Source organism: Achromobacter sp. 18P8.1.1 (assembly GCF_057799415.1).
In genome coordinates this window covers 122,212-143,136 of sequence record NZ_JBYOKH010000009.1, presented here as the reverse complement: position 1 = coordinate 143,136, position 20,925 = coordinate 122,212, and the positions used below count along the sequence as shown (strand labels likewise).

The 20,925-nt window shown below is 68.3% G+C and carries 9 protein-coding genes; 1 reads left to right on the top strand and 8 read right to left on the bottom strand.

The annotated features are described in order from the left end of the window. Window positions 1-35: 35 nt before the first annotated feature. From AC27VE_RS08840 to AC27VE_RS08815, 6 genes are all read right to left on the bottom strand, one after another. On the bottom strand, window positions 36-12,725 hold the full coding sequence (locus tag AC27VE_RS08840) for a putative filamentous hemagglutinin family protein (RefSeq protein WP_488703624.1): 12,690 nt from the start codon (window positions 12,723-12,725) through the stop codon (window positions 36-38). A gap of 173 nt (window positions 12,726-12,898) precedes the next feature. After that, entirely contained in the window at window positions 12,899-13,861 is a 963-nt protein-coding gene (locus AC27VE_RS08835) for a FecR family protein (protein WP_488703623.1), read from the bottom strand. Window positions 13,862-13,877: 16 nt separating this feature from the next. Further along, complete coding sequence (locus tag AC27VE_RS08830) at window positions 13,878-14,426, bottom strand: RNA polymerase sigma factor (protein ID WP_424625004.1); 549 nt, start codon at window positions 14,424-14,426, stop codon at window positions 13,878-13,880. Window positions 14,427-14,430: 4 nt separating this feature from the next. Beyond that, window positions 14,431-15,108 (bottom strand): STN domain-containing protein, encoded by a 678-nt coding sequence (locus AC27VE_RS08825; RefSeq protein WP_488703622.1) that lies wholly within the window; start codon window positions 15,106-15,108, stop codon window positions 14,431-14,433. Between the two features lie 356 nt (window positions 15,109-15,464). Then, a complete protein-coding gene (locus AC27VE_RS08820) occupies window positions 15,465-16,769 on the bottom strand; it encodes a pyridoxal phosphate-dependent aminotransferase (RefSeq protein ID WP_088589360.1) in 1,305 nt (434 codons plus the stop codon). A 278-nt stretch (window positions 16,770-17,047) separates the two neighbouring features. Further along, entirely contained in the window at window positions 17,048-17,863 is an 816-nt protein-coding gene (locus tag AC27VE_RS08815) for an SDR family oxidoreductase (protein WP_488703621.1), read from the bottom strand. A 74-nt stretch (window positions 17,864-17,937) separates the two neighbouring features. Between AC27VE_RS08815 and AC27VE_RS08810 the strand changes: the two genes are divergently transcribed. Then, complete coding sequence (locus tag AC27VE_RS08810; RefSeq protein WP_488703620.1) at window positions 17,938-18,924, top strand: AraC family transcriptional regulator; 987 nt, start codon at window positions 17,938-17,940, stop codon at window positions 18,922-18,924. Here the strand turns inward: AC27VE_RS08810 and AC27VE_RS08805 are convergent. Beyond that, the gene (locus AC27VE_RS08805; protein WP_488703619.1) at window positions 18,866-19,240 is read right to left on the bottom strand and encodes a hypothetical protein; all 375 of its coding nucleotides are present in this window, start codon (window positions 19,238-19,240) and stop codon (window positions 18,866-18,868) included. The genes AC27VE_RS08810 and AC27VE_RS08805 overlap by 59 nt on opposite strands. Continuing rightward, a complete protein-coding gene (locus tag AC27VE_RS08800; RefSeq protein ID WP_488703618.1) occupies window positions 19,237-20,883 on the bottom strand; it encodes a PepSY-associated TM helix domain-containing protein in 1,647 nt (548 codons plus the stop codon). The genes AC27VE_RS08805 and AC27VE_RS08800 overlap by 4 nt, the downstream gene beginning before the upstream one ends. Window positions 20,884-20,925: the final 42 nt, after the last annotated feature.

Genomic DNA, 20,925 nt, shown 5'->3' with positions numbered 1-20,925 from the left:
CCGGCTTATGGTCGATATCGGATTCATCATTTCCGCTACAGCCGGCCCAGATTGCTTTGCTCGCGTTCGGTCAGTTGCTGCTGCGCCTGCGCCGGCAGGTCGCCCAGCCCCAAGACCCGCACCGCACTGCCGGGGTCATAGGAGGCCGACGGCGCCGGCGGCCTGGGCGGCGGCGTTTCCCCGCCACTGCCCGCCGGCAGCGGCTCCGTGCCGAAGCCAAGGATCTGCACGTTGAAGACGGACGGCTGATTCTGGCGCGCCGCCGAGCGCTCGCGCTGCATGACGTCCTGCGCCGCGGAGGAAGCGGTGGTCGCCGCCGCGCTGGCGCTGGTCAGCGCATTGGTGTTGACCGACACCGCAATCGGAATGCCCTTGCTGTCGCCCTGCACCTGGATGTTGGCCGCGTTCACCACATGCAGCGCCGCCACGTTGACGTTGCCCGATACACGGATGCCTGCCTCGCCGGCGTCGATGGTGCCTAATGGCGCAATCAGGTCCACGTCGCCTGCCGGCACCTCGGGAATCGGTGCCAGCGTGCCGATGCCCGCGCCGGTGGAAGGCACGGTAGGCGACAGCACCACGTTGCCATAGGCGTCGTACACCCGCCGCGGCGGGGTGTACAGCACTGTCGTCTTGGCGCCGCGGCCCGCGTTGATGTCGCCTTCGGCCGACCAGGCCTGGATGTGCCCGCCGAACGTGGTCATGATGCGGCTTTGGCCCAGCAGCAGGCTGCCTTGCGCAAACAGCTGGATGTTGCCCTGCCCTTGCGTCACCACGCCTGCGCTGGCCGGCGGCGCCACGCCTTCAACGCCCAGCACCTGCTGGCCGCCCGGCGTCAGCAGCTGGATGTTGCCGCCGAAATTGCTGCGCAGGCCCGCGCCGCCATACATCGTGAAGCTGCCTTCATAACGCAAGGGTGTGCCTGCGGAGTCGGCATCGGGGAACAGGGCCGCGATGGCGCGGCGCCCGCGCAGGTAGCTGCCGAAACGCGGGCCGCCAACGTCGTTGTACTCGCGCCCGCCCGCCTTCAGTTCAGCGAAGAACAACTCGCGCGCGTAGATGCCGCGCTCGGCCGGCGCCAGCGCCGCCAACGCGGCGCCCGCGCCTTCCTCGCCGCTTGCGTAGCCGTGGTGCTTGCGCAGCCAGTTGACCAGATAGGCGCCGCTATCCTGCTCGAAGTCGGCTGCCAGATCCCGCCGGGCCTGGCCGGCATCCGCATCGCGCAGCGCCTGCCGGCGCGCCAGTTCGGCCGGCGCCCCGACGTCATCGCCCGTGTAGCCGAATTCGGCGGCAAGCCATCCGCGTAACGTCTGTTCGCCGCCATAGGCCAGCACGACCTTATCCGGATTCGCACCCAACGCCTCGCCTGCTTGCAGCCCACGCGCGCCATCAAGATACCGCGCCAGGAAGCGCGCATAATCCGGGCCCGCCGTGCCGACGCCGGCCAGCACGGCCAGGTCTGCGCCGGGCCGGGTGTCGCCGCGCACGATGGCGCCCAGGCTGCGCACGCTGGCCACATCGTCCTGGCGCAGCTGTCGCGCCGCCTGCATCAGCAACGTGCCCGGGCCAGCGACCCGTGCATTGGCGTAAACGATATCGCGGCCGGCTTCGATCAGCGACAGGTCGCGCGCGTTGTTGTGCACGGCGGTGATGTCCAGACCCAGGATGTCGCGGCCGGCCCGAACCGATACCGGCACAGCGGCTTCGTACCAGGTGTCTATGCTGCGAACGACCGACCCCGTCATGTCGACGACCGAACCGCTCTGCAGACCCACCACATCGCCGGTGGCCGCATAAAAGCGGGCGACGGCGTCATCCCCTGCATGCAATGCGCGGTCCAGCGGCGTGCCGGGTCCGAACGTGAACAGCGGCTTCGCGTACGCGGCCCCCCCTTGCATCACCCCTTCCCTGCTGGTGTTGGTAAGGATGGGATTGCCGTGGATATCGGTGGTGAACGCGCTGAAAGCCGGCCGCAAGGGCGTGGGCAATGGCGCGTCGGCCGACGACATCGACACGGTGTACGCGTTCTGCGCCAGGATGGAGCGGCCCGCCAGCATTTCCAGCTGGCCGTTCGCCGACGGCGCCAGCAGCAGCACGGGGTTGCCCTGGTTCGCGGCATTGTCGGCGAGCATGATGCTGCCGTTGGCCGCCACGGCGCGCAGGATCGACGGATAGACGTAGTAGCTGCGTCCCGTCGCGCCGATATGCGTATATTCCGGGTTCAGTTCGTCGCCCGAAAACCGGCTGTTGCTGACGGTCATCGGCGTCAGGTTGCCGCCCGCCGAAAACAGATTGATGGCCGTGTTCGGAGTCCACAACGTGAACCAGCCATTGCCGCCGCCGGTCACGGGCTGCGGATCGCCAGTGCGCTGGTACGGGCTGGAGTTGACCTGCGTGACACGACCCGGATCGCTGACGCCACCCAGCGCTAGGTCCGAGCGCGTATCGATCCACGCCACCGCGTCGCCCAGCACCAGCCTCGGGCCGCCCATGGGCCGGGCTGACGCCACAGCAAAGGGATCCTTGGCGCGCAGGCCCGCGCCGTCACCGTAACGCAATTCCATGCCGCCCAACTGGCCGGCCGACACGGCCAGACGGCCACGCAAGTTGACCAGCACGCCGTTCAAGTCCAGATGATCGGTGCCGCCGGTATACGGCCCCATCGCGTCCAGTTGGGTGGCGTTCAATGCCGGGTTGAGGCTGCCGCCGATGCGCAGATCGAGGTCGCCGCCGCCCGTCAGCACGACATTGCCATCGACCACCCGGCCGGTGCTGCCGACCGCGGCAGTCAAACCCTGCGAGCGCGGTTCCACACCGTTGACGTACCGGGCCGCGTCGCCGCGCGCGTCGCGAATGCCGGCGTCGCGCCCCGCAGCGATGCTGAGGTTGCCGCCGCCCAGCGTGCCGAACCCGGTAAAGCCGACCAGCCTGGGTTCCGGGTTGTTGCCGCCGATGGCGCCCTCGACCGCATAGGTGCCGAAATTGATCCACCAACTGGGCGCGATGTCGGCCACGCCCGGTGTGCCGATGCTGCCCTGGCGCCAGAGCCAGGTGCCGGTCATCGTGCTGGCATAACGCGCGCGGGCGGACGAATAGTCGACCACCACGCCGTTGTCGGCGCCCGAACCCAGCGCATCGCCATAGATGTCGCGCCCGGCCTGCACGACCAGGTTGCCGCCCTGGTCGGGGTACCAGGCCTGGTAGGCCGCCAGGGCGGCGTCGTACTTGCCGTCCATCTGGATCAATCCCAGCGGGCCGGTATTGATGTCGTAGCCGCGCGGCAGGTTGAAGCGCGCGTCGGCCGCGCCCAGTGACGATGGCGTCCCCGCGGTGTAGACACCGTACAGCGAGGCCATGCCTACGTCGCGCCCGGCCAGCAGCGAGAGGTCGCCGGCGCCGGTGCGCAACACGCTGAACGCGGGCGAGCCAAAGCCATACTTGTACTCGCGGGTGACGATGGTTTCCGACGTTCCGCCGCCGACGCAATTGCTGGCGTCGGCGCAGAATTCCTCCAGCGTCACGCCTAGCTCGGCGATGAGCAGCTCCACCGGTTTGCCTACCCAGCTTAAATCGCCCCACCAGTTCAGCGACCCCGATTCGGACACCGTGCGCGGTGCAGGCGCGCAATAGGCGCCCCAGCCGCACATCTCCTCCCAATCGAAACCCCATGCCTCGGCCAGTTCCTTGATGGGCTTGCCGACCAGCGTGGAGTCCCCGAACAGCTCATCGGCCCCCGACTGCGTCAAGACCATCACACCAACGAAAATCGTCTTGGTGGTTTCGGTCGCTCGTCCCGAAACGCCGTAATGGGTATCGGCCAGCACCAGGTCGCCCTTGCTGAGCACGTTGCGGGCGCGCACGTCGGCCGAATCCAGGTCGGCTCCGGCCACCGCAGTCAGGCTCCAGGCGCTGGCGCCCGGGCCCAGCATGGGCGCCAGCGCCCAGTTGCGGCCTTGCTTGCCGTCCGGCCCCTTGGGCCGCAGGTCCACCGGTTTGCCGTCTTGCAGCACCACTTTGGTCTGGGACGGAATCAGCGAGCCCTGCGCCAGCACGATCTGCCTGCTGGCGACCAGCTCGGTCGGTAGCGCCACGCCCTTGGGCCACGTGAATGCGCGCATGGAAGCGCTGCTGCGCAGGACAAAACCCGCGCCCAACTGCGCGCCGGGGTCGAGTCTGACTTCGCCGGGCAATACCGTGCCGGCCCGCAGCACGGTGCCGCCGGCCGTCGTCACATCGCCGGTCAGCACCAGGCCGCCCGGCAGCGACACGGGCGCGTTCAGCGTCATGGCCACCGGCAGCACCGTGCCCACGGGCAGCGTCGCGGGGCTGGCGGGCAAGTCGTAGTTCAGCGCGCGGCCGGCCGGGAACGAGGAACCCGCTTCCAGCTTGACGCCGCCGATGGGCACCACCAGGTCGCCGCCGTAAGGCGTCACGGCCTGCAAGCCGTAGCGCCCCTCCACCAACTGCCAGCCCGACGCATCGTCAGGCGACTCCGGCGGCGGCGCGAAGCCGTCGTTGATGCTGCCGTAGACATTGAGGTTGCCGCCGGCGCGCAGCACCAGCACGCCCGGCTCGCCAAAACCGCGCCGCGCGGGCGTCATGCGGTCTGCGCCCGGCCCATAGCGGTAATTGGACAGATCGATATCGCCGACCACGCTCAGGTCTCCGTCCGACGTGGCGCTGACTACCTCCACGCCGGGACGCAAATGGTAATTGCCGAGGCCGGACAGGCGGCCCGCCAGCGCGGGATTGCCCAGCGCCGCGGTCATGAAGGACTGACTCTGCAGATCGATGCCGTCCAGATAGCCCTGCGTAATCTGCTGGGGACGCTTACCGGTGACGTCGGGCGCGTCGGCCAGCGGCGCGTCGTTGTAGCGGCGGAAGGCGTTCACGGCGATCGTCTTCGCGCCCAGGATGGCGGGACTGCCCGCCACCACCACGGCCACGTCGCGGGCGCCGTCGCCCGACCCGGCAATGGCGCCCTGCTCCGCGCCGCCGCCCAGGCGGCGCGCGTTCAGGTCCAGCGTGCCGCGGGCGACACCGTCGTGGTTCTGCGCCCCGGTGCCGGCGCGCAGGTCCACGCTTGCGCCTGCCCCCAGCATCAGCGTGCCTTCGCGGGACGTCAGGTCGACGATGGCGCGGTTGGCGCTGTCGATGATCTTGCCGTAGCTGTCCACGCGTAGGCCGGCGCCATGGGCATCCAGCATGCCGTTGATGACCAAGTCGCGCATGGCCGCAAGACGGATGCTGCCCACCTGCGTGCCGCTGGCATCGATGCGGCCATTGACGGTCAGGCTGCCGCCGTCCACCACCAGTTCGACGTGCCTGGCCCGCAGCTCGTCGCCGACCACCACGTCGCCACGCTTGATCTGGAAACGCCGGGCGCCGAAGACACCCCCTTCGGTCAGGCGCGCATTCAAGTCGGCAAAGTCGGCCAGGGTCTGCGCCCGCAGCACGGCTTCGGCGCTTTCGTACGCCACCCGCGTGCCGCCCGCGTCGTACAGGCCGGAGGCCGTGCCGCGGAACGCGCCGCGCAGGTCCACCCGGCCAGCGTCCGCGCCCAGCGCGATGGCCTGAATGCGGCCGGCGCGGTTGTTCTGCGCCGACACGTCGATAAGCCCTCCCCGCGCCTGCGTGATGTTGCCTGCCATGCTTTGCAGTTCCACATCGCCGCCCCAGCTGTAGCGCGGCGCGTCCAGCAAGCGCACCTCGCGGCCCGACACATCGATCCGCGAATCCGCGCCCAGCACGATGTCGCCCTCGGCCTTGATCGAGAGCTTGCCCGACGGCAGCGCTACCGTCGTATCCAGGACGACGCTGCGGCCCGCCAGGCTCAAGGTGGCGCCCAGGGCATCACGCGCGGCGGGAGCCGCGCCTGTGCCGGAGAGCGTCAACGCGCCGCCAGCCGTGATCGCCATCGCCGAACCGGCCTCGCCGGTCAGGAGCGGCGTGCGGATCAGCAGGTCGCCGCCGCGATAGCGCCAGCCCGCTTCGGCGGAGTAGCCGTCCTGCCCCTGATAGACGGACACGCCGCCACGGGCGCGGCCCGAGATCATCTGCGCAGCATCCAGCGACACGGACGCAAAGCCCAGCATCAGGCGTTCAGCGGGCACCAGCACGTTCGGCAACTGGAAGGGCGAGGACTCCAGCCGTATCACGTCGGCCACGATGTTCAGGCCGCCGTTCCCCAGGCTGTCCAGCATCGCGCCCCCAGGCGCCTGGGGTTTGCTGGCGCCGGCTCCGCTCGCGCCGCTGCGGTCGGCGGCAACCGAACCCGCCCAGACGAATTCGGCGGCGGCGATGGTGGCGGTGTCGCCTGCCGCGCCGTAACCGTAGATGGCCGGCGCGCCCAGCACCAGGCGCTGCAGCGACCGGCCGCCGGCGCTGCGCGCGTCCAGCGATACCGAGCCATACACATTGACGGATTCGCCAGCGTTCAGGATCAGGCTCTCAAGCGCCGGGGCTTCCAGCGCCGTGTTCCCGCGCAGCAAATTGCCCAGCACGTCCTGATTCAGCACCATGCCCGGCGGCAGGCGGCCCGCCGCGCCGGCCTGGGCCAGCGCCTCGGTGCTGCCCATGTTGACGGCCGAGACGCTCAGCGCCAGGTTCCGCGTGCCGTATTGCACCGTGTCGCGCCAGGTGAACGCACCATTGGTGGACGCGCCGATGGAACCTTCCGACAACAAGCGGGCCATGCCCGCGCAGTCCGCGATACACCCCCCCACGTCCACGGCCGTGCCCGCGCCGTTCGACGGCGGCAACAGGTTTACCAGGCCGTTCGATACGGCCAGCGTGGCACCGCTGATCGACTGGTAATAGAGCCCGGTGCGCGCATCCTGTGCCACGTCGCCGCGGCCAAGCGTGGACAGCGTAGCGCCTTGCTCGACCACGATGCCGCGCCCGCCATCGACCGCATACAGGAAGATTTCTGGCGCCCGCAACACCGCGCCACTGCGCACCACCACCTGCTGAGCATCGCCACCCACGTTGCGTGCGCCAGTTTCATAGGTTCCCGCCACGCCCGCCACGCCGCCGATGAACATCGCCCCCGGGGACAGCGCGTTCAGATCCGTGGCGTAAAGGGCCGCGGCCTTCGGGGGCAGGATGGGCGCCTGTCCCGGCGCCAGGATCTCAATCCCGCTGGCCGGTCCCGTCACCGCCAGGCGGCCCGCATAGGCGCCGCTGCCTTGGGGTACGTCGAACCGCGCCGCCCCCTTGAACGATAGCGCCGGACTGCCTTCCCGGCCGGCGCCTTCCGCCAGGCTCAGGTGCAACGTCCGGGCATCCGTGGTCAACATCCCTCGCTGGGTGCCTTTGCGCGCCGCGTCCGCAAGCACGAAGGCGTTGTAGGTCGTCTCGTTGTATTGCGCATGGCGCCGCACCACGTCGGCCGGCGTGATCAAGAGTCGGGTGGACAGCGCCGCGGCCTGACCGGTCAAGGCCGTGCCCAACCGGCCACTGCCGACCCACGAACCGCCGCGTGTACGCGCGGCCACGGACGCCTCGTTGATGCCCTGCGCGCCCAGCTCGACGCGGAACGCACCGGGCAGCAGCGCGTAGGTCGATGGCAGCAAGGTATAAGTGCCGGCGGGCAGGCCCGGCACGCCGGCTTCGATCGTCACCTGCCGCCCCACGGCGGGACTGCCGGCGCCCGCGTCAGGGGCGACCGGCGCCTGGCTGCCCCCAAAGCCCGGCACGATGGCGTAGACCGCATTGCCAGAGCGGCTGAATCCGAACCCCGGATTGGCGTCGGCCATGGCGTAATGCAGCACGTCGACCGAACCGCCGCGACCGCGCACGAAGGCGCCGCCCGTCAATTCGCCGCCGCCGGACAGGTCCAGCACAGCGCCCTCGGCCACCTCGATCACCTTGCCCTGGATGTTGATCTTGCGGCCCAGCAAGCCGTCGGAGCGGGTCGCCTCCAGCTCCACCTCCTTGCCGGCATACAGGTACTTCACGCCATCCACCGTGCCGCCATACGGCATGACCAACCCGTCGCCGCTGATGGACGTCAGGCTGCCCGGCAGGAACCGGACGGTGCTAGGGGTTTCAGATTTGCTTTCGAACGTAATGCCGCCCAACGGGGCGCGCAGCACCCCGCCCTGCTCGATCAGCGGCGCAGCCAGCGTGATGGCGCCGAACGCGGAATACGGCGTGGCCGGCGTGTCGCCCGCGGCGCGCCGAAGCGTCAGGACGGCATCGGGGTTGTATTTGGCAATTTCTCCCTGCGGCCCCAGGACCATGTATTCGCCCATGGCGATGATGCCGCCAGACCGGGTGACCGGGTAGATCTGCGCGGCGCTCAGCGTCAATCGATTGGGGGCGGCCAGTTTGGTGTTCAAGCCGCGGTCACCGAACCCCGCGGCGCCCAGGCGCACGTCACCCCGCACGTCCAACTGCACATCGTCAAAACTGATCAGGTTCCGGCTGCCCCGCACATCCAGCAGGCCGGCCGACATGTCCAGCCGGTGACCGACGTTGAAATACTTCAATGGCGCGGACACCAGCTGCAGGAAGAAGTCGGCGCCGTCCAGCGGCTTGTAACGCGCCTGGTTGAGCAAGACGTAGGGCGCGGCCAGGCTCACCTCGCTGGCGGCAGCCGCGGCATCGACCAGCGACAGCGTCCCAGACAGCCGCAGGCTCTGGCGCATGGACAGTGCAACGCTGCCATCAGCACGCATGTCGGCATTCACCGCCAGGTTGTCAAAGTCCCCGGCCTCGATGCGGTCCACGCCCAGGCGTCCATAGCCGTAGGCCAGCGCCGGCGTGGATTCACCCGGACGCAGGTCCGCGGCCAGCATGCTGTCGCCCTGGTGCTGCGCCAGCACCAGTTGCCGCTCCTTTTGCACCGCCGCTTCTGGCGAAAGATTGCGCTGATAGAACGCGCCGCCGAACGAAATGCCCAGGGTGCCGCCGGCCGCGCGATCGGATCCCGCCGCCGCGCGCATCGTACCGTCCAAGTGCAGGCTATTGGCCGAAGACAACACGATGGTGCCGCCGTCGGAACCCACGACCGTAGCGCCGCGGCCCGACAGGTCCAGAACGGCCTGCGTGCCGGACGCGTCCAGCAGCGAACCCGGCCGCAGGATGAGATGCCGGTCGATAGGACGGCTGGTGGTGTCGACATCGGCCTCCCAGTCGAGCTTGCCGCCGATCTCGATCGTGCCTCCAGCATGCACCAGCCCGTAGCGCTGGCCCTTGGCATCCACGGCGACATGGCTGCGTCCGGCCACGTCCAGCACGGCCTGTTCACCGATCCAGACCGACCGGGGATTGGCCTTGGGCACGTAGGGCTGCTCGCCGATGCGCGGTTCCTGAATCGAAATGCGCCCGCCCCAGGCGTCCAGCCGGCCCAGCACGGTGATCTGGTCGGCGCCCTTGATCTGAATGGAGCGGCCAGGGTCGACACTGACCCGCGCGCCTTCGCCCACGACGATCGGCCCGCCTTGCGCGGCCCGGTCCGAGTACAGCGCCAGGTCGGCGCCGACCCGTTGCGTCAACCGGGCGCGCAACGGGTCTTCCGTGTACAGCGGCGGCGTCCACAGCGACAGGACGTCACCGGGTTGGGCGCTGGAACCGGGCGCCTGCGCGGTGCCGCCCTCGAACCGCAGCACCGGCATGGCGACGTCGATTTGCGCGCCATCTGCCACGGCCAGCCCCTGGTAGCCATTGATCTCGTACTTGCCGAAACCGGAGCGGAACAAGGAGGGATCCAGCCGCAACGCCTCTGCCTCCAGCGGGTCCGACGGACCGCCCAGCACGATGCGCCCGCCGCTGGAGACGGACAACGTCCCGCCGCCCGTCACGCCGTAGCCGCGCACCTCTGCGCCAAACGACAGCAGGCCGCCGCGGGACTGAACGCTGCTCTGAACATGGGCGGCCAGCGTCACGCTGCCCCCCTTGCCGCCCCGCAGTTTGCCGTCCGCCAGCACCGATGCGCCAGCCGACACATCCAGCACGCTGCCCGCGTCCACGACCACGTCGCCCGTACCCCGCAGCGCTACGCGGCCGCCGTCGCGCACCGGCAGTCCCGCCAGGCCCTCGGCGTCGCGCAGCAAGTTGGCCCAGACGCCGCGCGCATCCAGCACCACGCCGGCGGCGACGTGCAGCCGCGCAAGCTGCTGGGGCTGGGGCGCCAGCGCCGCATCCTCGATCCGCGGGGCCAGGAAGCTGGGTTGCAGCAACACGTTGCCCGCCTGGATCAGGCCGCCGCGACTGACCAGGTTGGCCTTGATATCCACCTCGGGCGCATAGAGCGTGATCTCGCCGCCATCGGCGCTGCGCAAGGCCGAGTCGACGGTGATGGACCGCCCGGCGGCGATGCGCACCCGGCCCAGCGCAAAGCCATTGAGCCGGTCTACGTCCAGGAACAGCTTGCGCTGGCTCTCTTGCGGCAAGGCGGCGACAAGATCCAGGCCGTCGGCCAAGCGTTCCCTGCCCGTGCCCAGCGTCACGTCGGCCACCGTATCGCCGGTGGCGCCCAGTTGATAGTGCACAAGCTTGGTGACGGGGTCGTAATAGCGCAAGTCGTTGCCCACCACCAGCGCACCGCGGCGCGCCACCGCACGCTGCGACTGGCTGTAGCCGTCCAGCCCGGCCTGGGGCGCAAGGTCCTGGCGCACGCCCTGGTAGGTATCGCTGGCGAGATCCCCTTCCAGCACGGCGCTGCGAGTCGCAATGACCAGCGTCCCCGCATCGCGCCCCACCGTGTAGCCATCCTCGTCGCGCGTGCGCGGCGCCAGCAGCGCGTTGTAGAAGCGGCGCGTGGCCTTGTCGCCCCAGCGCTCGGAGCGCTGCTCGTAGCCCCGGTAGATGCCGGTGAACAGCATATCGGCGGGCGCCCGGTCAGCCGAGTAGAGCCGCCCGTCCTGGCCGCGCAGCCAGGTCTGCTGCAAGGTCCCGGACTGCACGTCCAGCGTGCCGCCCGACAGGTTGATGGTCGAACCGGCCTGCGTCACCACCTCGGCGCCTTCGAAGCGGACCAGGCCACCCTGCGCCAGCCAATGGCTTGCCGGCACCGCCAGCGTTCCCAGGTAGCCGCCCACTTCCAGCAGGCCGCCGCCGCTGTACCAGCGGTCGCCCTCGTAGCCGCCTGCCCCGCTGGCGACGTGGATCAGCGTGCGCCGGTCCAGCCATACGTCGGAATTATTGAGCCGGGCGTCGTCGCGGTTCAGCGGCGAATCGCGCTGTTCGTTGCCTTGCAGATTGATCTTGATGTTGTTCGATTCCATCGACACTGCCACGCCGATCGCACCGGCCACGTCGATCTGCGCGCCATCACGCACAAGCGTGCGCGCGCCCGCCTTGACCGCGACCTGGCCGCCCGTCGCCAGCGTCAGCGAATCGCCCTGGAAGTCGACCGTGCCGCCGCTGTCGACCTGCACCAGCGACAGGTCGCGCCGATTGCGGTCGGCAAGCGCCAGCGTGGTGGTCGAATTGACGCTGGGCGGCATCAGGTTGTCGCGCTGGCCGTCCAACGCGGTCGCGTTATCCGCATCCACCAGGATGGCGGTGATGGCCCCCGGCCGCAGCGTCACGGCGGCATCGGCACCCACGCCGTTCAAATGGATCGTGCCGCGCGAGTCCACCGACGTGGTGGACGCCAGCACGCCGGCCTGCTCGACCGTCCGGGCCGCCAAAGTGATGTCGCCCTGCGGCGACAGGATCAGGCCTCGATGGGTCACGACGCCGCTGCCCGTGGGCACGATTTCGCTGCCGCGCGTCGTCGATGCGGCGTTGCCCTCGGTGCCCTGGCCGCGCTTGATCACGAAGCTGTCGCCTGCCGTCAGCGCCGCCTGCCCCTTGGCCGTCACGATGGAACCCGCGTTGTCGACTTCCCGGCCCAGCAACAGCACGTAGCCGCCCGACTGCGTCACGGTCGCGGGACGGTTGGTCTCGATAGCCGCGCCGGGCCGCAATTCCACCTTGCCCAGCGCATCCGTGAAAGTCGGAGTCTTGTCGTCGGGTCCATACAGGCCGTTGTTCTCGAACTGCGCGTCCGTGATGCGCGCGGCCGCCGCCACCAGGTTGCGTGCGTTCACCTGCGACGAGCCGTCGAAGATCACGCCGTTGCGGTTGACCACCATGACCGTGCCGCCGGCCTTGATCTGCCCTTGAATCACCGAAGGCCGCGCTTGCGGGTCGTTGACGCGGTTAAGCACTGCCCAGGTCGGATCCTGCTGGAATTCCACCGTGGTGCGCGAACCCACGTTGAAGGTCTCCCAGTTCAGGACCGCCTTCGCGCCCGTCTGCTCGATGGCGACCCTGGCGCGCCCGTCCTGAAGGGTCTGCACGGGCGCCTTCGCATTGCGCCAGCCGGCCGTCAGCGGATTGGTGTCCACCTTCAGCCCACCCTCGGCCAAACCGTCCGGCACCGGCACGCCCGACGCCAATGCTGCGTCGCGCGCGGCGCGCTGCGCCGCTTGTTGCGCGGCGATTGCAGCCGCGGTCCGGCCCAGATTGCCGACCGACCGCTGCAACTGGTCGCGCGCCGCCTGCGACTGCCGCGCGCCCGTCAGCGTGGTCACCGGCGCCCCATTGGGCAATCGGCCCGTGGCGGCGGCCTGGGCCTGCGTCGCGCTCTTGGCCGCGAACCAGCCGCCGCTGAACGCCTGCTGGGCCGACGCTGGCGCAGCGACACCCCCCGACACCAGCAACACCGCCAGCGCCGCCGGCAGCGGCTTGAGCCGGCCTGTCCGCGAGCCGGCCGCAGCAGAGCGGGTCATAGGGAGTTTGCGGAGACGCGATGTCATAGCGGGCAATCCTGATCCGAGTAGCCAAGGGAGTACGGGCACGTCATCGGCGCAGTCAGGGCGCGTGATGGCGGCTCATACTCCAATGACGAAAGGACGCGATGGAAGGGCTACCGGGAACGTCGGGTTTTTTTGTAACAGCGCGATCAGCTCAACAGCACGATGCCGCCGGGCAGGCGCGTCAGCTGCGCGCCATACAGGTCACGCAGCATGTGCAGCGCCAGATCGGTCTGCGTAATCTCGAAGCGCATGCGCACACGCCGGGCAGCCAGGTCGGCGTTGCGCACCAGCACGCGGCCAGCGCGATAGCGGTTGATCTCGTCGACCACCTCCGCCAGCGTCTGCCCCGCAAAACTGAGCGTGCCCGTGCGCCACGCGTCCACTTGCGCGGTATCCACGGCCAGCGCCGGTTGCAGGCCGGTATCGTCGTAGATCACCTGCTCGCCTGGCGCCAGGGTCTGCATTGCGCCCGCCGCTTCCACCTGGACCGCCCCCTGCAGGCACGTGACGCAGACCTGCGGCCCGGTATAGCGCAGGTTGAAGCGCGCCTGCCGCGCGCGCGTGGCGCCCGCCCCGGCGTAGACGACCACCGGCGCGCCGCTGCCAGCGGCTTCAACCTGGGCTTCGCCCGCCACCAGTTCAATGGCCTCGTTGCCGGTTTGCGCGCCACGGTGATTGATGCGCGTCTGCGTGTTCATCTGCACATGCAACTGGTCCGACAGCGCCAGCTCGCGCTGCTCCGCCGTGCCGGTACGGAAGTCCGCCGTGAAATCCAGCAATGACGGCCACAAGGACAGCGGCGGCCACACCGCCACCGCGGCGCCGCCGGCGGCCATCGCCCCCAGGAACGTCCGGCGGGCCGGCCGGCTCGGGCCCCGGGCGGGAGGATGCGCCAGCCCGGGATCGCGACTAACGGCCCGCCGCAGTACCGGATCCATGTCCTGCCACAAGCGCGCCACCTCATTCCAGGCGCGCGCGTGCGACGGGCTGCGCGCGCGCCATTGCTTCATCGCCTCGGCATCGCCGCGCGTCGCGTCGCGGTCGCGCAGGCGCAACCACCATTGCTCGGCTTCGCGCCGCAAGCGGTCGGGGTCTTCTGAAGGGTTCATGGCGCCGAGCATCGTGTCAGAATTTCCGCCGGCCTACAAGATCGCCATTGGCCACGGCCTCCGTGCCGGCCAGGCGTTCGCGGCAATGCCGCATGGCCGCGGCCAGTTCCTTTTTCACCATGGCCACCGATATCTGGAAACGTTCCGCGATCTCGGCATTGAGCAGTCCGTCCACCCGCGCCGCGGCAAGGATGGCGCGCTGGCGCGGCGGCAGCTCGTCCATGGCCGCCTCAAGCGTTCGCACGTCGCGGCGCGCCGCGACAATCCGCTGCGGGTCTGCGGTTTCGTCCACCACATGCAGCAAGGCCTCGCGCTCGTCGTCGCCCAGCAATTCGCGGTTGCGCCGCCAATCGTCGGTGGCGATGCGCGCCGCCATGCGCAGCAGGTAGGCATCCGGATTCAGCACCGGACTGGCGGGCTTGGCCACGTCCAGGCGCAACCAGGTTTCATGCAACGCGGCCGACGCCTGGTCGCGCGATCCGACGATGCGTTCCAAGCTGCGTCGCAGTTCGGCGTAGCGGGTGATCAGGCGCAGGCGCAGCAGCGCGGCGGAAATCATGGACATGCGGTCACTCCGCCGGCCGGCGCGGGGCCGCGCAATGGGTGCCGCCAGGCAGCAGCAATACCGAGACGGGCTGCGGCATGCCCGCAGGCGGCGGCGCCCCGACATCCATCCCGGTGATGGCGCGCGTCACGGCCATATCCACCCGGTCGCTGCCAGTCGTGTCCAGCAGGCGCATCCGCGCCACATGCCCACCGTCATCCAGCCGCAGTTGCAGCGCCAGGCGATAGCCGCCCGGCTGCGCGGCGGCATTGCCGCACAGCGTGCGCAAGATGGCCTTCTGCAAGCGTCCGATATAACCGCTGAAATCCGCGCCGCCGGCCCGCGCCCCCGGAATGTCCTCGGCTTTCAGCGGGGCCGCGCCGCTCGCGGGCTGCCGGGCCGTCCCGTCGGCGGCCGGCGCGTAGACCACGACGGCTTCGCCGTCTGTCTGGCGGATGCGCAGCCCCGATCCGTCCAACAGCCGGCGCAGCGCCTCCATGACCGTATGGCGGCCCGACAGCGCTGGCGCACGTTGCCGCGCATGGCGCTCGTCGACCAGCACCGCCACGCCCGCCAGATGCCCGATGGCCTCCAGGCTGTCGCCCAGTGGCTGCGCCGGCAATGCGAATTCATAGCGCTCGCCGCGCAAGCGGTCCGGCGACGCGGCGGACGCAGACGCGGCGCCGCCCGCCAGGACGGGCATCCCCAAACACAGGAGACACACGCCAACCAGCGCCAACACACTGAGCGGTGCCGGGGTACCTATCATTGCGCGATATGGACGTCGGGAAATGGAATGGGCCGGCGGACGCCCGGACAGGGCTACGCCGGCCAGCAGGCTAGCTCAGCCAGATGACTTGACCGTGACACGAATAGGGATTGGCTGCCCGGGAACATGGCGGACGGGCGGACCGGGCCAGTCATGGGGTAGCAGCAACGCGGATGACGGCGAGCGGACGCCGCTCGTGCTGCTACGTCAATCGGGAAAAGATTCGCCGCCCGGTGGGCGGCGAGAGGCGGCGAGAAGTGGACCGGCATCCTCGCCGGTCCGGCCTTCATTTAATCGGCGTCCACCGCCAATTCCACGGGCGACGCGACGGCGTCCTTTGCCGACTCGGCATTGGCAGAAGCCGGCAGCTTCTTGCCCTGTTTGGCGCGGTAGTCTTCCAGGAACTTGGCGATGCGGCCAATGGCGATCCGCAGGTCCGGCTCGTGCGGCAAGAACACGATGCGGAAGTGGTCAGGACGCGACCAGTTAAAGCCCGTGCCCTGCACCAGCATCACGCGGGTCGCTTCAAGAAGCTGCAGGAAGAACTGGCGGTCGTCCTCGATGGGATAGACGTCCGGGTCCAGCCGCGGGAACATGTACAGCGCAGCCTGCGGCTTGACGCAAGTGACGCCCGGAATGGCGGTGATCAACTCGTAAGCCAGGTCGCGCTGGCGGCGCAACCGCCCGCCTTCGCATACCAGGTCATTGATGCTCTGGTAGCCGCCCAATGCCGTCTGGATTGCCCATTGGCCGGGCACGTTTGCGCACAGCCTCATGTTGGCAAGCATGTTCAAGCCTTCGATGTAGTCGCGGGCGCTGTGCTTGTCACCCGAGACCACCAGCCACCCTGCGCGATAGCCGCAGGCGCGGTAGCTCTTGGACAGCGAATTGAAGGTCAGCGTCAGCACGTCGGTCGACAGGCTTGCCAGCGCGGTGTGCTGCACGTCGTCGTACAGCACCTTGTCGTAGACCTCGTCGGCCAGGATGACCAGCCCGTGTTCGCGCGCGATGGCGATGATTTCCCGCAGCACGTCATCGGGGTAGAGCACGCCGGTCGGGTTGTTCGGGTTGATGACCACGATGCCCTTGGTGCGCGGCGTGATCTTGGCGCGTATGTCGTCCAGGTCCGGGATCCAGCCCTTGTCCTCGTCGCACAGGTAATGCACGGGCGTCCCGCCCGACAGGCTCGTCACCGCCGTCCACAGCGGGTAATCGGGCGTGGGCAGCAGCAATTCGTCGCCATCGTCCAGCAGCGCGTTGGTCGCCATCGCAATCAGGTCGGACGCGCCGTTGCCCAGATAGACGTCTTCCAGCGTCACGCCCTGCACGCCCTGCTGCTGGGTGTAGTGCATGACCGCCTTGCGCGCCGCGAAGATGCCCTTGCTGTCCGAATAGCCCGCCGAATTGGGCAGGTTGCGGATCATGTCCTGTTGGACTTCTTCGGGGGCATCGAAGCCGAACACGGCCAGATTGCCGATATTGAGCTTGATGAGCTGCTGGCCTTCGTCTTCCATCTGCTTGGCGCGATCCATGATGGGACCACGGATGTCGTACAGGACGTGCGCCAGTTTGCTGGATTTTTTAATGCTCTTCATAGACGGCTCTTTCCGTGAAATTCTTGTCTCGCAATGTCGGGCGTTCATTGATTAGCACCTCTATCGCCCGATGGATGCCAATAATAGCCGTCTGACGGAAAGGTGTGGGCCGGGGCGGCCGACTGTTTGCGGCGACAGCCCATCCGGGCGCCCGGGATCAAACCGACCGGCGTCCCGGGCTTATTGGGGACTGATCATTCGGAGAAGGGCTTTCCGCATTCGGCGCAAAGGACACCCAGCACGTCATTGACCAACTCCCCCGCCCCCGCGCGTTGCGCCTATCGCTTCATCCGCATCACCGACCGCATCCCCGTAAGGAACTGCTCATCCGTGCTGTTCCACCGCGCGTTCGCCAGGGCTTCGCTATCCGGCCCGGCGGGAAAGCGCAGGCGGTCACTCACGTCGTTGGCCGCGGCGAAGATGGCGCTGGCAACGTGCTCGGGCAGCGTCACGCTGCCCGCGTCAGCAAAAGACTGGATGAACTGGTCGGCGTAGGCCTGGTAGGCCGGAGGGATAAGGCCTGCTCCCCGGTCCTGGACGTTCGCGGTGAAACGCGTGCTGGGGGCATAGCCCGGTTCGACCAGCTTGACGCGTACGCCCACGGCATCAAGCTCGTAGAACAGGGCTTCGGTGAACCCTTCGACTGCCCATTTGCTGGCGGCGTACGGCGCCACCAGCGGCATGCCGGCAAAGCAAACGCTGGAGGTGACGTTGATGATGACGCCATCCCCCCGTTCGCGCAGATGGGGAATGAGGGCCTGGCTTACGGCCATGACGCCAAAGGTGTTGGTGTCGAACACGGCGCGGAAGGTGGCGGCAGGCGTGGCCTCCACCGCCGAGAACAGGCCGATGCCGGCGTTGTTGATCAGCGCGTCGATCCCGCCAAAGGCCTGGATGCCGTCACGAAGGGCGCGCGCGATGCTGGCGTCATCGGTGACATCCAGTTCCACCACTCGCAAGCGTTCGGACGGCGCAAACAGGGTCGAGTCGGGCCGGCGCATGGTGGCAATGACGTTCCACCCCTGCTGCAGGAAATGGTTGGCGGTGGCGTGGCCGTAGCCGGACGAGGCGCCGGTGATAAGGACGGTTTGCATAGAGGCTCCAGTTGTTCCAGACCTCATGCTAGGCGCGTCAGTCAAGACGACCAACATCGTATAGTCTTTGAATTATGCGAGATCGTCTAAATAATGACCCCCTGGCATCCATCGTGGCGCTGCTGCGCCCCCGGACCGTGCTGTCGAAATTCGTCAGCGGGGCCGGCCGCTGGGCGGTCCAATACCCCACTTTCGGCCATCCCAGCTTCGGCCTGATGACGGCCGGCGCAAGCTGGCTGGCGCTTGAAGGCGCGGAGCCCTTCCTGATGCAGACGGGGGACTACGTACTGCTGCCCGCGACCCCGGGTTTCCGGATGGGCAGCGACCTGGACGCCCTGCAATACCCGATCCCACGCGTGGCCGAAGTCTGCGAGATCAACGAGGTCCGTCACGGGGCCGTCGACGGGGAACCCGCGGTGCGGATGCTGGGCGGCCACTTCCTGTTCGACCCGGTGAACGCGCCGCTATTGGTGGGGCTGTTGCCCCCTGTCGTGCACATCAAGGCGTCAGACCCTGGCAGCGCCCGGCTGGGCTGGATCGCCCGCGCGATTGGCGAAGAGACCGCCCAGTCGCGACCGGGCGCCGACGCCATCCTGGTGAGGCTGGTCGAAGTGATGCTGATCGAGGCGTTGCGATGGACACCCACGCAAGAAGCCGCGCCCCTGGCAGGATTGCTGGCAGGGCTGGCGGATGCGCGCTTGTCGCAGGCATTGCGGCATATTCACGACGACGTGGCCCGGCGCTGGACGATTGCGGACTTGGCCGCCAAGGTCAGCATGTCGCGCGCGGCCTTCGCGGCGCGGTTCACGCAGGTACTGGGCGTTGCACCGATGGGATATGTGCTGCGGTGGCGGATGGCGTTGGCCAAGGACCTGCTGTGGCACGACGGCCTGTCGCTGGGCGAGGTGGCGCACGCCATCGGGTATCAGTCCGCCAGCGCATTCAGTGCGGCGTTCAGTCGGTCGATCGGGATGTCGCCGAGTTCGTTTGCGCGCAAGCGAGTTATCGCGCCGCAGCCTGATTGGCCGTACTCGCGCCAGCAGCGGCTCCGTCCGGCTTGATCGCGGTGTGATCGACCTCGGCCGTATGGCCCGGCCCGACCTCCAGCAAGACATAGAAGTCTTGCGTCGGGCGGGTGAACACCCGCGTGGCGTTGGCATCGAGCTTGCCCGCCGACAACACCCGGTTGTCGGCGGACGCAATCACATCCAACGTGACGCCTGGCGCCTTGCTGCCATCAGAAAAGCTGCCGATGCATTGAATCTGATCGTTGGGCAGCGCCACGCACTGCGCCATGGGATGGTGTGCCAGCGCCAGGCCCCACTGGCTGGAAAGCAGGCCGAGCAGGCCCGCACGCAGGGTTTGAATGGCGGTCATGGTGTCATCCCGTTGGTCTTGGTAAGCCACTGTGCGGTGGTGGGCGATGCCTGCGCGATGGGCAGTGTGGCCGAATGCGTGGCGCCGTCCCAGCCTTCCACGGTGATCCAGAATTGGGCGCCCGGCTGCGTGCCCGCCGGTATCAGCACTTCAGCAAAGGAGCGGTGCGGGCCGCCTGAGAATAAGGCGCCAGCCGTGCGCAAGCTGCGCGGCCGGCCCGTGTGGATGAACACGGCGCGAATCTCGCGCTCGCAACCTTCGCACAGCGCCATCGTGAAGAGCTTGAAGGTGCCCGCGGGCTCGGTTTCGGGGGGCTCATCTTCCCATTCCGCGAATTCGAGCGTCCACGAGCCCACCTGCACCGGGCCGATGACACGTTGGCCCAGGCCGCCCTCACCGCGATCCATGGCCATGTCCTTGAAGTAGCTGGCCAGATAGATCAGCGGCAAGATCAGCACCAGCGCGCTCAAGTGAAACTTCCAGCGTCCGGCGCCCCGCGCTTTGGCCAAGGCCTGCTTGAGGGCCTTGGCGGTTTCCTGGGCGGTGCGCCGGGACCAGATCAGCATCCCCGACAGCGCCATCATGGTCAGCAGCAGCCCAAAGAAAAACCACACCATCTTTAGCCAGAAGCCCCCGAAGTCACCCGTGTGCAAGGGCCGCATCGATTCGGTGAAGAATTCCAGCGCGCTGCGATCGCCCAGCGTGCGCGTGCGCAGCACATTGCCGTCATAAGGATTGACCTGCGCGGATTCGAACATCAGCGGGTAGGCGCCCCGGCCCAAGATGGTGACGGGATCGAACGCGTTTCCCCCCAGGAAGACATGCTGCGCATCCAGGCCCGGCAGCGCCTGCTGGGCACGCGCCACGATCTGGTTCAGCGATATGCGGGGCGCGCCCTCGCCCTCCGCGACGGGCACGTTGGCGCGCGCAATGATGGTGGGCACGCCCTCGGTGGACACCGTCGTGTGCGTGTCCGCCAGCACCGCCTGGATAAGGAACCACAGCGCGCTGATCGAAATCAGCAGCACGAACCAGATCGACCACAGCCCGGAAAGGCGATGAAAGTCGCCCCAGAAAATGCGCGAGCCTTGACCGGTGCGCAGCCGTGGCTTCTGAAAATAGGCACGCCAGAATCGCTTGTAGACCACCAGGCCGGTGACCAGCGAGGCCAGCATCGGAATGGCCAACGCCGAGACCAGATACCAGCCCCAGCTGAATCCGTGGCCGAACGGCACCAGCAGCCAGCCGTGCAACGCCCGCATGAACTTGCGCAGATCGAAATCCGACGCCGGCCCCTGGATCGCGCCGGAATACGGATTGACATACAGCTGCGTGGAAGTCCCGCCGGGATACGACACGCTGGCCGTCAGCGCAAAATGGGATTCCTCGGGCCAGGACAGGCCCTGCACCACGGCACGCGGATCCTGCGCGCCGATGGCATCCACCAGCGCCTGATAGCTCAGCCGCACACTGTCGGGGCCAGGCGCTTCGGCCCGAACGGCCGGGTGGATCAGCCAGACGATTTCCTGACTGATCACGGCGATTGTGCCGGTCGCACAGACAAAGAACATCAACACCCAAATCGGCATCGCAAGCCAACTGTGCACCAAAAACCAGAGTTTTGACCGGGAAGGCTTGGCCATCCGACATCTCCGCAAAATCGAATTGTTATGAAGCCGATCACC